Origin of the sequence: Pseudoalteromonas caenipelagi, assembly GCF_013140855.1 — a bacterium.
GTDB lineage: Bacteria > Pseudomonadota > Gammaproteobacteria > Enterobacterales > Alteromonadaceae > Pseudoalteromonas > Pseudoalteromonas caenipelagi.
In genome coordinates this window covers 471478-483893 of record NZ_JABBPG010000003.1, presented here as the reverse complement: position 1 = coordinate 483893, position 12416 = coordinate 471478, and the positions used below count along the sequence as shown (strand labels likewise).

The following is a 12416-nucleotide window of genomic DNA, read 5'->3' as shown; positions in this document are numbered from 1 at the left end:
ATCGTTAAGGTATCACGCTATTTATTAGCGCTGATACACTGACACTATTTGAGTTTTGAACGTAACGGTACTTTTCTTTAAATATCCAAAAACCGGTTGTTTTGTCGTAGGTTTGATAACCAATATTGCGCCCTGCCACATTAATATTATTTTGCGCGACAGTCACTTTACCGTGGTTTTCTCCTTTACGAATATTACTGTGTGTATAGTCTTCAGCCATGATCAATGGATAGTGATAAGGCATAAAACCACTCACTGCATCACTTTGGGACTCTAGTAGTCCATCCATTGCAATTTGCGATGAGCAACTACCAAATTTTGCAGCTTTACTTGCACCACATGCAGAGTGAGACGACACAACTCCGTCGTGATTTCCCTTTAAAAACAATCCTGTAATTCCATAGTAATCATCTGAATTAGCAACAAAACGTAAACGTGGTGCACGACTCTCAGGCAAAGGCGCTAATTTTCTAGCATTATTTACTTTTAAATCATTTAATACACCTACGGCCTCTACTGTGGTTCTGCCTAACCACTCTTTGAGTACCTCTTCGACAATTTCACTCCACACGTTGCCACTAGTAAGCGCACTCACCGCTGTGTCAGCCAATTCACTGCCACCACCTGCGCCTGCAAGGTCAAATGTAGCTACTATATTCAATGGCTGTAATCCTGCATTTTCTAGCCAGTTAGCTTGATTATCTATGAGATAACGGGCGACTAAGTCTCCTGTTGAGTGTGTCAGCAGCACACAACCTGGCTCACACAAGTTTGACTGTGAAAACTGCTTTAACTTAGGCCAAAGCCATTGCGACGCAATTTTACCTTCGATACGTTCATAAGATGGCCAGTCAATGCGCTCATCAGCTTTGTTACCCCAGTAGGATGACCAATAGGACTCACCATCACTTACAACATTGGTGCCGTTAGGATTGATTAGCTGACTTGGCTGAAAGCCATGAATAAGAATGGTCTTATAATCACCACTGTAGGCTGCAAAGCTGCTTAGTGCACAAAGCACTAGGGCTGCCAAAGATTGACCTACACCCCTTCTGCTGCGTTTCATGTTCATTTAAACTCCTGAGTCAATTATTGTTATTGATTTAAGTACTCAGACATCAGACCTCGTATCACTGAGCAATATCAGTATGTTTAATAAACACGCAAAATTCAACATTATCTTTACATTTTTAGCCGTTTTATATACTAACCTTCCTGTAAATATATATTTTAATTTTATAAATCAAGCAAATAAACAAAAATTAAAATTAATTAAAAAATCATAAAAACCAAATAGATGATAACAATTACCCTACAAAAATCGGTAAATATAGACGCTATAAAGCGGTTACAGTTCACCACTTTTCGCCAACTGACGCAAAAACTCTAGGCTTTGTTTTTCTTTTGCAGATGCTTGATAAGGAAGCTGCTGCAGACTGTCGTATGAAAAATCAATGATATCATACGATTGGATCTCGCTTGTACCATACATACTTGGCTCTGCTGGGCTTGGTGACATGCGCTCTAAGGTAAATCCCGCTAGGCGCATTTGCGTCACTTGAGGACGTAATACCGACCAATGTGCCCGCAGCGTGAGCGTTTGAAGCCCCTTAGAGAGCTTTTGTTTACTGACTAAATGTGCCAGAGGCAGATTTGAGTCTGTAAAAAGGTTTGCTCGCAAGCGATATGTACCGGGGTTCGTTACCTGTAAACGCACATCGATAACCATATTGTCACCTCTAGCATACACCTGTTCCACAGAGACAACCTTTGCACTTGGCTGCATATATTGAAACTGTGCAACCAGCGGCACGTCCTTATTATCGAGCTTTGCCATAGCAACAATTTGCACATTTCTTGGCAGCGACTTACTGCCCTTAAAACGTGCTTCAAAGGGGCCCTGCAGCAAACGTATTGACGCCAATTGTTGTTGCGTGTCTACATCTAGCAGCTTAAGGTCTACTTGTTTTAACTCAGGTCCGCTCACAGCGACCGCAATATCTTCGGGATAGACATGGCGATATTTTGTAAGTTTGATACTCAACGGTTGTTCATGCCCTTCTATTACACTGCTAACAGGATAAAAGTAATTAGGCTTTAGCCTGTCTTCATCATTAACAGACAGTGGTTGAGAGTATGGTGGGTATTTCAAAGTATCTTCGTATTGAGTTGCGACATGCTGGGCCGCTTCACTTAGCTGAGTTGCAATTTGTATAGAAGCTTGTGCTGTTTTTAATTCTTTCTTCGTGGCTGTTGTAACAGCATGTGCTTGTGAAATATCTGGTATATTCAGCGGCTCTGAGCGCTGCTGCGCCTGCTTACCAGCCTCTATTTGCTCGTTGTCAATCACTAGCCACGCAACGAATATGCTCGCTGCAGTACACAACATCATTATGTTTTTTTTATTCATTCTTTTTTCACTCCATTGTCTAAGAACTTAATGAAAAACAATCGCTAAGCGATGTGATTCATATTAGACCTCTTACCACCTGAGTGACCTAGTATGTATAAATAAAGAGCAGCATTCAATCGAAAATGGTCTTACTTGAACTTTTAACCTTTAGCTCAATATAAAGAAGTAGCCTAATTAAATTAGGCTACTTTAAATACTTCATGCACAACTCAACTGCACTGCCCAGTAACAATGCAGCCTTCTAAGTAACAATAACCACTCACACGACATGAGCCCCCTCCTGTTACTGGCACATTTAAAGATCTTAAGTATTCTATAATCGCTCCCATATTCACGGTATTTCTATTAAACCTAAAGCCTTTAATATTATATTTGCTAGTTGGGATCCGCTCTCCATCAGCAGTCTGCGCGTTTTTTGTTGCTGTAGTTTTTATAATTAAGCCCTTCTGTAAATGCCTAGCTGTCTGAATCTGAACTTCCAGTGAGCTACCATCAGCAAAAGTTATTGAAGTATACACATTCGCACCAAGAGAAGAGGCGGCCGACATTACTGGGCTATTTACACTAATTTGTAAATTGCCTGCAAGTTGTTCTAAAGCAGTATTCAACTGCAATAAAGCGGACTCAAAAGATGATAGGTCATTATTAATGACATGATATATGTAGCTATTGAACCCAGCAGAATCTTTCAAAGCAGTTGAGGCACTTGCATATGGACTATCATTTGGCAATCGAATGCTGCCGTTCAAACTTTCTCTTAAGCCAGTCATTGCACTTCGCACCGTTCTTGCTGATGATTCAGCACTTCGCTCAATTGCATCAGTAACTTTTGTTACTGTTACTGTTGCGGATAACATGCGAGGTCCCGGGTCTCTAGGCCCTCCTGAGCGGCTTACATCGACTTGATAAGCTTGATAATTTGCACCAGTAAAATCCATCACGCTGATTAAATGACGGCCATCATTTTTGGTTTGCGCATAGCGCTTAAGTTTGCTTTGCATCTCGCTCTCTGCGCATCCATTGCATGGGATTACATCCCGAGCAAAAGAGTGAAAAGAGACAGAGTAAAGAAGGAATAACACCGATATTACGACTTTCATTAAATGATCCTTTTTAATATAGTTAAGTAATTACAATCCTGTTCACAAAAGGCAAATACCACTGAACTAGTTCTAATCCGTGAACAGCTAAAATAGTAACAACTCGCAAACTTTCAAACCATTAAATTAACAATTTATCTAACAGCTTGGTGAGCATCTTAAATTCTTCTGCCGTCACGCGCTCATAACTACAACGGATTTGACTTGGAATGTTCGTCGCTTTGGTGCGCAAAGCGTCTCCTTCGCTTGTTAACTTCACCCACTTTTTGCGTTTGTCATCATTATCTTTAACAATATCCAATAACGATTTTGCGACCATTTTTTTTAAAATAAGCGTCATCGCCCCGCCATCTATGGCTGTTTTTTCAAGTAATTGTGCAATGGTGAGTTTTTTGTGTTCCCACATTGCCATCATCACCACGTACTGTGGATAAGTTAAATCGATTGCCTCTAACAAGGGTCGATAGCTTCTCACTATGCCATTTGAGGCCATATATAGCCTGTGACAAAGTTGGTTCTCTAGCTTTAAATGCGCTTCATTCATGGTACATACCTCTGGGAGTATTTTATTTTGCACACAAACTATTTGCAAACCTATTTCCATCACAATATACTTTGCATGCAAACTAAATTATATAGAGAAAATCATGAACCAATTACAATCTATCGCTTACTCAGCACATGCAACTGCAACCGGCGGTCGTGAAGGCACAGCTAAATCAAATGATGGCCGTTTAGATGTAACACTTTCAACACCTAAAGGGTTAGGTGGTGATGATGGTAAAGGTACCAACCCCGAGCAGCTTTTTGCTGCAGGCTATGCAGCATGTTTTATTGGTGCTTTAAAGTTTGTTGCAAGTCAAAACAAACAGTCATTACCTGCTGATACCCATATTGATTCGCAAGTCGATATTGGTCCGATTGAAGGTGGGTTTGGTATTGCGGTAAAACTTGCTGTATCTATCCCTAATATGAGTAAAGAAACGGCGCAGCAACTTGTCGATCAAGCACATCAAGTATGCCCCTACTCTAATGCAACACGTGGCAATATCGCGGTAGAACTGTCAGTAAAATAAAACTTCTCGCAAAGAATAATTTAACATTTAATACACCCAAACCTAACCTTCTGGGTGTATAAGGTTAAAAACGAGAAATAATGCATTCTTTTTATTTCTCGTTTCAATTCCAAATCTCGCATTAATTATCAGTACCTTAAATGCAAATACTCTGTTTATGCTATTCATTTCATGCCTTTATTGTTAACAAAGCGATACCAAACTGTTAGTATTGCTATCGAGTTACAGTCGTAACCTACTCCGCGCAATAATAAACTTATTCCTAAAAGGAAATAATATGAATAACAATAACTTGCTGAAAAAAAGCATGATTAGTGCTGCAGTTTTCAGTTCTCTGTACCTTTTACCATCAACAGCGATTGCTGAGACGAGCACCATTAAGCAAGATAGCTTAGAAGTGATCACTGTCACATCTCGTAAAAAAGTTGAATCGATCCTAGAGATCCCCATGAGCGTGTCGGCGGTATCTGCCGCTGAAATGAGTAATCGTAATTATTTAGATGCCAGCGATATTTATCGCACACTAGCGGGGGCTGCGGCTCCTAGAAACCAGCTAATTTTGCGCGGTTTAAGTGGTGGCAGCGACACGACCCCAGATACAACCGCTATTTTTACCGATGATGTTCCCTACGAATTTACTAATTTAGCCGACATTGAACGCGTTGAAATTTTACGTGGCCCGCAAGGCACACTTTACGGCTCAAATGCAATCGGTGGTACTGTGCGTGTGATAACCAATAAACCTCGTCTAGATGAGTTTGAGTTATTTGGCACAATGCAAGGCGCCGCTGAAAAAGACGTGGATGGCTTTGATAGCAGCATGTCATTAGGCGTGAATATTCCACTTATCTCTAACACGCTGGCTATGCGTATTAATGGTAATATCACCAATGACGTACGCCCTATGGTCAACAAAGCAACGGGCCAACAAAGCGAGAAAAAAACCAACTTCATTCGTACTCAGTTGCTGTGGCAACCTCAAGATGGCACAACAATAAATTTTAGTTATGTAAGAGATGAGCGAAACCCACAAGGTACGACACTGGGCGACACCTCAAAGCCTGGCGGTTATTTCAGCCTCAACTATAAAGAAGATGCTAATGCAAAGTATGGCTATGAAGTGTCACACCAATGGAATGACTGCGATCCTAGTTGGGGCCGTGTACGTTGTGTGCAAGGCAGTGAGTTTGTAACAGGCGCGGTTGATAGATACTCAGTGTACAATACCTTTGATTTTTGGGAAGAAGAACAATTCGATTTATTCTCTGTAGCAGTTAATGTCGATAATATCGCTGATATTGCATCACTGTCTTACACTGGCTCTTACCGTGAATATGAAACGCATTACCTGGATGATTGGTCACGCCTTGATGCCGCAGATATGTTTAAAACTTGGATCATTTCTCATGATGAGTTTGAGCGCACAACTCATGAATTAAGATTACAAAACTTAGATTTAAACAGCCCACTAAGTTGGACCGTTGGTTTTTTCTATGACAAGACCACAGAACCTAATACCCCAGACTACCAATGGCAATACCTAGAGCTAGGCGACCAAGTATCCGCAGCGGCGGAGTATTGGTGGGGCGTAGATGCGCGCCAAATGGGTATTGATAAATTTGGCGACCCTGCCAAAATTTGGAACCTTCGCCGTTACAGCGCATGGGAAGAAGAACAAGCACTCTTTGCAGACGTAAGCTACACCTTCCAAACACAAGACTTAGGTGAGTTTGAATTAAACGCAGGCGTGCGCCGGTTTGATTTAGAAGATTACAGCCATACCGAAACAGAAGGTGTATGGTCTGAGCGCGTATCACTCACTCAAGGTCAAGAGGACGGCAATCGCTATAAACTGAGTGCATCATGGCGACCTGAAAAAAATTACTCAGTGTATGCCCTTTACTCAGAGGGATATCGCCCAGGTGGTAATAACGGCCCACTGGCACAAGCATGTATGAATGACCCTAAAGCGGGCAACCGCAAAGACCGATACACGTCCGACTCTATCGATAACTATGAGTTGGGTTTAAAAGCGTCGTTATTTGATGGTCGTTTTAGTTTTAGCTCAGCGATTTATCATATTGATTGGACTGATATTAAAACCAGTATCTATATGAATACTTGTGGCTTTAGCTACACTGCTAACGCGGGTGCTGCGCAATCACGTGGTCTAGAGTTTGAATCAAAAGCCAACCTAACCGATAATCTATCGCTTATCTTCAATGCGTCTTACACTAAGTCTGAACTAACTGAAGATAACGATGCAATTGGTGGCAGCAAAGGCGATGAAATGACCTTAGTGCCAAAATACAATGCCTATGTTGCACTTGATCATGAATTTGAGTTTAACGGCCGTCCAGCATTTATTCGTGCAGATATGAGCGCATACGGTAAATATCAAACCCACTTTGATACTAAAGACGGTGACCGAGTACCAGGCTACGAAGTGTTTAACCTATCGGCTCGTTATGAAGTGAATGACAACGTTAAATTAAGCGTGCACTTAAATAACGTCTTTAATAACGATGCAATTAAATACCAAAATGATAGAAGCCGCAGCGACAGTGCAACTGCACAAAAGTATATAGAGTTCTTACCCGGTAGAACTCTGGCGGTACGTTTAGATTATATTTTCTTCTAATATCCGAAGAAATAAATCTAAGCCAATAAAAAATCCGATGCAGTGCATCGGATTTTTTTATGTGTTAAGACATGAAGTAATTTATCTTTTTAAAACTCTCAGCAATCGAGTGCTATCTATTTGACTGCTGCAGGCACTCAAGTACTCAGTTAAACACTGATCAAAACTCACTTGTTCACCTTGTAATTTAGCATCTAATAACGCTACTTGCTCAACCATACGTTGTGATTTATCGACATCTGGCGTATCAATATCAGCAATAATTTCAAGACGTAACAGTAGCTGATGTGCACTTAACTTAGTTGTTTTAGAACCCTGTAACCACAAGCTTGGTAACGCAGTTTCTTGTTCAAGTGCAGCAATCAGATCATCGTATTTTTTCTGGTCTTTTTTAATAACAAGGTTTTGCTGTAATTGCGCTATTTTATCAAGTAAAGCCGCTTGTAGTTTTTTCATACTTGGCAGCAATTGCAACTGTGACACCTCATTGGCCAACTGTTCAAGTTGCGACTCAGATAAGTCATTGTGCAACACAGAGGCAAACGCATCTAAGCGTGCCTGTTGCTCTGTTTCTTGTTCTGACTTCTGCTGCTTTTGTAATTCAAATTCTTCACTACGTTTTGCAAATACAGCATCATTATGAGCTCTGAAGTTTTGCCACAACGTATGCTCTTGCTTTGAGCCAGCAAACCCAATTGTTTGCCATTGTTTTTGCAACTCTTTTAACTGCTCACACGCTTGCGCCAAATCATCCGACTCAAGTTGTTGTTGTGCTTGACTGACTAACTGCTGTTTTAGCGTAGCATTGGCTTTGTGATATGACTTTAAACGCTCATTCACTGCGTTGTAATGCCTCTTATAATCTGCGCTCAACGTTTTGTATACAGCGCCATCAACACTGCCCGAAGCTCGCCACTGTTTTGACAATCGATTAAACTGCGTTTCAAGTTGACGCCAATCAAAGTCATCAGCTTGTACATCTTGTTCTGCAACGGCTTGCATTTGCTCGATAATTTGCACCCTTGCTTGTTTTGCCTGCTCTCTTTGTTGCTCTTGCTCTGCAAAGAATTCTCGACATGGCGCAAATAACTGTTCAATTTTTTTATCAAACTGCTCTGCCTGTGCTTTTTCTTCTTCAGTATCGATACGACCTAGTTCGTTCCAACGAACTCGAAGCAGTTTCACCTCTTTAGCGCGTTGCTTAGGATCAACATCTGTCTCAGCAAGCTTTTCATCTAGTCGAGCTAATAGCTCCGCACGTTTAGGAGTAGCCGCATATTTTTGCCAGTCTCGCACTTCTGTTAACGCTTCATTTAAACTCGTATATAGCTTTTCTAATTGCTGCTGATTATTTGTCGTGAGTTTTTCATAATGTTCTAAAAAGCCATTAAACACACCAAAAGCAACATTAAAACGACCTTGGTCAAGCAATCTTTGAACATCTTTTCCTTTGCGTCTTGCTTGTTTAAGTTGGCTTTGCTGCTCATCAATAAGCGGGGCCATCGCTTGTTTAAACTGTTTACTTAGCGCATGTATACGCTCAGACGCGGGTTTATGTAAACTTGTGGGTAGTTGACGCAATACTGCTTTACATTGGTCATAGGCTTGTTTTTGTTGCGCTAGCGTATCGTCTAACTGAGCCACTTCGGTGGCCGGCACAACTTGCTCAAGCGCTGCAAGCGACTCTTGCATTTGTTTATTTGCACTTGCTAAATCAGGGATCTGACGCAATTGCTGTTCAAGCTGAATAATCTGCTTGTTAAGTAACGTTAACTCAGCAGTTTGACTAAACTCGCTGCATGCTAGTTGATTTTTTAGCTCACTGACTTTTAACTCAAGCTGTTGATTCTTAGTCTCATCCAGTGACTCAATAGCATCTGTAAGCTGTTGTTCAAGCGCGTGAAAAGCATCGCTCAATTGTGAAATAGCCTGCTCTTTGGCTTGTAACGCCCGCGCTTTGGCTTGTTGCGCATCAAAGTCACTTTTTAGTTTTGATAAGTGCGTCGTTAACTTCTGATTGATAAGGGCAAACTTATCATCAACTATCGCTATTTCGTCTTCATCAAGCCACTTTAATTCAATTTCTTGCCACTGCAGCAGTAATGCTTTGGCTTGTTCATCAACAAGTTGATAATCCGATTTCTCTCTCAGTGCATTTAGCTTTGCCAGCACCATCTTAGTTTGCTGCTGCACTTGCTTTGGCATTTCTTTGGCTAAACGCTGTTGTTCAAGTCTATTTTGTATTTCTGTAAGTGCAGTGCCTTGGGCGCTTTTAAGTACAGCTTTGTCTAGTTGGTATTGCTCAAGCAGCGGTAATAAAGCGACTTGCAGTGACTCAGCCCCTTCTTTGAATGCCCGCTCTATTAATTTTGCATTCGCTAGGCGTTTTAACAGCTTAACTCTTGTTTGAATTTCTTTTTCGCTAAAAGCAAGCTTTTCCAACAATTTTGTAGATGCGTATTTGTCGATATATTCGCTGCGAATATCGTCTGATAAGTCTTTATTCTTATTCAATACCGCACTGCTTATGTGCTGCTCAGCTAATTCTTTTAAGCTTTGATCTTGCTTATATGCTTGCCACCACAACACAATGTCGTTCACTTTGTGTAGTGCTTTTTTACGAATTTCTGGCGAGCTGTCTTGAAGTGCTAATGCGTGCAGCACCTGTGCATCCTTTCCGGTAGTATCTAGTTTATCTACTGCGGCTAGGCGCACTGCAGCCTTTGGGTGCTTCCATTTCGGGGTAAAAAGGTGTTTAAAGATCATTTTCGCTGAACCTAGCTATTTCGTTTTGAGATTTAAATTCTTGTTGTAACTCACGCTTTGATTTTTGAACCATTTCGCCACGCTCATTTATCGTAAATTGTTCGTCACTTTTGGCGACTTTAGATTGATATAGCATAACTAATTGCACAGTCTGCGCTTTTTGAGCTTCGCTAAGCGGTGTACCATCAGGCCATTTGCCAGTCGACGCCCCATATTGCAAACGCTCGAACACGTCGGGGGTAATGCTATTTACCAAATTATCTATATTCATCGCTACTTTTTCTTTTTCAAGTAAATCAAAATTACACGGTTAACCAAGTACCACACACAACCGACAGCGATAGCACCTTGAGCTGCCATCATTTGTACAGAATCTGCTTCAGGTTGACGCCAATACATATACAAAAAACCACCTAAAAATAAGATCAACGCTAAAAATGAGTGGTTCATAAACTTTTGCTGTTTACTGATACGCTGCTTATTTGCAAGGCGTTCAATTTGCTCTGCAGTCATTTCTTTTAACTGCAGCTGGCAATGCGGGCATACCGTACTTTTGTTTGAAATAGATTTGCTACAACCGGGACATTGTACAATTGCCATTAATAACTCTCCAAATGCTACAAAAAAGCGCCCAATGAGGGCGCTATTTTACTTGTTTTCTAATCGAATGTCTTTGTTCAATTCGATTCGTTTACTCGCATGCTGCTTTTATCGTCATCTTTTTTGGTACTATGCGACTGAGTGCCGTGTTCACGATTAAACTTTTCCCAATAGTCATCTACTGATTCTTTCATTTCTTTGCGTAATAAGAAAATACCGAACAAGTTTGGTAACGTCATAACGACGATTGCAACTGCTGCGAGTTTCCATACCAAGGTGGTGTCAGCGAAAGAGGCCCAGAAGAAACCTGCAACATAGAAAACGCGATAAGGCATTACAGAGCGACTACCCAGTAGGTAAATCATGGCTCGGTCACCATAGTATGACCACGCGATTGCCGTTGAAAATGCAAACATCAGCAAACCAATTGAAACAATATACTGACCACTGTCGCCAAAGAAGCCACGTGTAAAGGCCTTCGTTGTTAACTCAGCTGAATGCACCAAAGATTTACCTCGGATGCTGATGCTGTCGTCCACTAATTTACCGTCTTTAACTTCAACAGTACCAGTGTAAACGTGGCGTTCTGTAATACCAAAACGAATATCTTCACCAATTGAGCGTGAGTGAATAATCGTAAAGTCATTTACCAGTGCTTTGCCTTTTTCTACCTCAATGTTGCCATTGTATACCTCAACCGAATGCTCTTTCCCGCCATTAAGGTATTGATATAAGGCTTGTCTTTGTTGCTCATTCTCTTCGCTGTATTGACCTTGAATGATGGTCATTGATGAGCGCTCAAACTGCGTATCAAACTTTTCAGTCCATACGCCTGAAGATAAAATAACTAAACCTGTTAGCGTACAAATGATGATGGTATCGATAAACGGCTCAAGGATTGAAACCATACCCTCAGACACTGGCTCATCTGCTTTTGCCGACGCGTGTGCAATAGGTGCTGAACCCTGACCCGCCTCGTTAGAAAACAAACCGCGGTTTACACCTCGGTTAAATGCATAGGCAAACGATGCTCCAAGGAAGCCGCCTGCGGCTGCAGAGCCCGACATTGCATTGGTAAACACGGCTGCAAACGACGGCCCAATATTTGAGAAGTTATATAAGATAACGCCTAATGCACCGATGATATAAACAGCCGCCATGAGAGGCACGATACGCGATGTGATGGCTGCAATACGTTTAATGCCACCTAAAATGACCAATGCCAACAGCACAGATAGTACGCCACCTGTGTGCCAAGGTTCGAAGCCAAATGTCGCCTCCATACCTTGCGCAATGTTATTTATTTGCGGCAAACTACCTGTACCAAAAGAACTAATAACGGTGGCGATGGCAAATAAAATTGCTAACCACTTCATATTTAAGCGACGGTCCATATAGTACATAGGTCCACCCGCCATCGTGCCATCGTCGGTTTTAACGCGGTATTTGTGCGATAGAGTAACTTCGACAAACTTAGTCGTCATACCAAAAAACGCTGTCATCCACATCCAAAACAAAGCTGCAGGACCACCAATTGAAATAGCTAATGCTACCCCACCGATATTACCTGTACCCACGGTTCCTGATAACGCAGTTGCTAGCGCTTGGAAATGAGTGGTATCCCCTTCATAACCTTTTTTGTCAAACTTACCGCTCACGACTTTACAGGCATGCTTAAAGTATCTTACTTGAGGGAACTTAAGGTAAATTGTGAAAAATAACCCAACCCCGAGTAGTACATACGGGAACCAAGCGGAACCCCCTAAAATGCTGTCTAGAAAATCTAGAAACTGTCCGAATGCATCCACGACTCATCCTCA

At 41.5% G+C, this 12416-nt stretch carries 10 protein-coding genes; 2 read left to right on the top strand and 8 right to left on the bottom strand.

The window, feature by feature from the left end:
- Positions 1-4: 4 nt before the first annotated feature.
- The 4 genes from HG263_RS10540 to HG263_RS10525 all read right to left on the bottom strand — a co-directional run bounded on the left by HG263_RS10540 (position 5) and on the right by HG263_RS10525 (position 4057).
- Positions 5-1066 (bottom strand): hypothetical protein, encoded by a 1062-nt coding sequence (locus HG263_RS10540; RefSeq protein WP_171626107.1) that lies wholly within the window; start codon positions 1064-1066, stop codon positions 5-7.
- 282 nt (positions 1067-1348) lie between these two features.
- Entirely contained in the window at positions 1349-2410 is a 1062-nt protein-coding gene (locus HG263_RS10535) for a hypothetical protein (protein WP_171626034.1), read from the bottom strand.
- 212 nt (positions 2411-2622) lie between these two features.
- The gene (locus HG263_RS10530; protein WP_171626033.1) at positions 2623-3513 is read right to left on the bottom strand and encodes a hypothetical protein; all 891 of its coding nucleotides are present in this window, start codon (positions 3511-3513) and stop codon (positions 2623-2625) included.
- A 121-nt stretch (positions 3514-3634) separates the two neighbouring features.
- Positions 3635-4057 carry a MarR family winged helix-turn-helix transcriptional regulator gene (locus HG263_RS10525; protein ID WP_171626032.1) on the bottom strand — a complete coding sequence of 141 codons (423 nt, stop codon included), beginning with the start codon at positions 4055-4057 and terminating at the stop codon, positions 3635-3637.
- Between the two features lie 103 nt (positions 4058-4160).
- On the opposite strand from HG263_RS10525, the gene HG263_RS10520 reads away from it, so the two are divergent.
- Positions 4161-4589, top strand: coding sequence for an organic hydroperoxide resistance protein (locus HG263_RS10520; RefSeq protein ID WP_171626031.1), 429 nt, complete (start codon positions 4161-4163; stop codon positions 4587-4589).
- A 277-nt stretch (positions 4590-4866) separates the two neighbouring features.
- On the top strand, positions 4867-7230 hold the full coding sequence (locus HG263_RS10515) for a TonB-dependent receptor (RefSeq protein ID WP_171626030.1): 2364 nt from the start codon (positions 4867-4869) through the stop codon (positions 7228-7230).
- A gap of 81 nt (positions 7231-7311) precedes the next feature.
- Here the strand turns inward: HG263_RS10515 and HG263_RS10510 are convergent, their stop codons facing one another.
- The 4 genes from HG263_RS10510 to HG263_RS10495 all read right to left on the bottom strand — a co-directional run bounded on the left by HG263_RS10510 (position 7312) and on the right by HG263_RS10495 (position 12404).
- Entirely contained in the window at positions 7312-9996 is a 2685-nt protein-coding gene (locus HG263_RS10510; RefSeq protein ID WP_171626029.1) for a DUF349 domain-containing protein, read from the bottom strand.
- Positions 9986-10267 carry a YeaC family protein gene (locus HG263_RS10505; protein WP_171626028.1) on the bottom strand — a complete coding sequence of 94 codons (282 nt, stop codon included), beginning with the start codon at positions 10265-10267 and terminating at the stop codon, positions 9986-9988. The genes HG263_RS10510 and HG263_RS10505 overlap by 11 nt, the downstream gene beginning before the upstream one ends.
- A 2-nt stretch (positions 10268-10269) precedes the next feature.
- Positions 10270-10596 carry a hypothetical protein gene (locus HG263_RS10500; protein WP_171626027.1) on the bottom strand — a complete coding sequence of 109 codons (327 nt, stop codon included), beginning with the start codon at positions 10594-10596 and terminating at the stop codon, positions 10270-10272.
- Between the two features lie 77 nt (positions 10597-10673).
- A complete protein-coding gene (locus HG263_RS10495; protein ID WP_171626026.1) occupies positions 10674-12404 on the bottom strand; it encodes an amino acid carrier protein in 1731 nt (576 codons plus the stop codon).
- Positions 12405-12416: the final 12 nt, after the last annotated feature.

Bases quoted from the DNA above. Each gene is read 5' to 3' on its own strand.
- HG263_RS10540 (WP_171626107.1), bottom strand. From the start codon at position 1,066: ATGAAACGCAGCAGAAGGGGTGTAGGTCAATCTTTGGCAGCCCTAGTG.
- HG263_RS10535 (WP_171626034.1), bottom strand. From the start codon at position 2,410: ATGAATAAAAAAAACATAATGATGTTGTGTACTGCAGCGAGCATATTC.
- HG263_RS10530 (WP_171626033.1), bottom strand. From the start codon at position 3,513: ATGAAAGTCGTAATATCGGTGTTATTCCTTCTTTACTCTGTCTCTTTT.
- HG263_RS10525 (WP_171626032.1), bottom strand. From the start codon at position 4,057: ATGAATGAAGCGCATTTAAAGCTAGAGAACCAACTTTGTCACAGGCTA.
- HG263_RS10520 (WP_171626031.1), top strand. From the start codon at position 4,161: ATGAACCAATTACAATCTATCGCTTACTCAGCACATGCAACTGCAACC.
- HG263_RS10515 (WP_171626030.1), top strand. From the start codon at position 4,867: ATGAATAACAATAACTTGCTGAAAAAAAGCATGATTAGTGCTGCAGTT.
- HG263_RS10510 (WP_171626029.1), bottom strand. From the start codon at position 9,996: ATGATCTTTAAACACCTTTTTACCCCGAAATGGAAGCACCCAAAGGCT.
- HG263_RS10505 (WP_171626028.1), bottom strand. From the start codon at position 10,267: ATGAATATAGATAATTTGGTAAATAGCATTACCCCCGACGTGTTCGAG.
- HG263_RS10500 (WP_171626027.1), bottom strand. From the start codon at position 10,596: ATGGCAATTGTACAATGTCCCGGTTGTAGCAAATCTATTTCAAACAAA.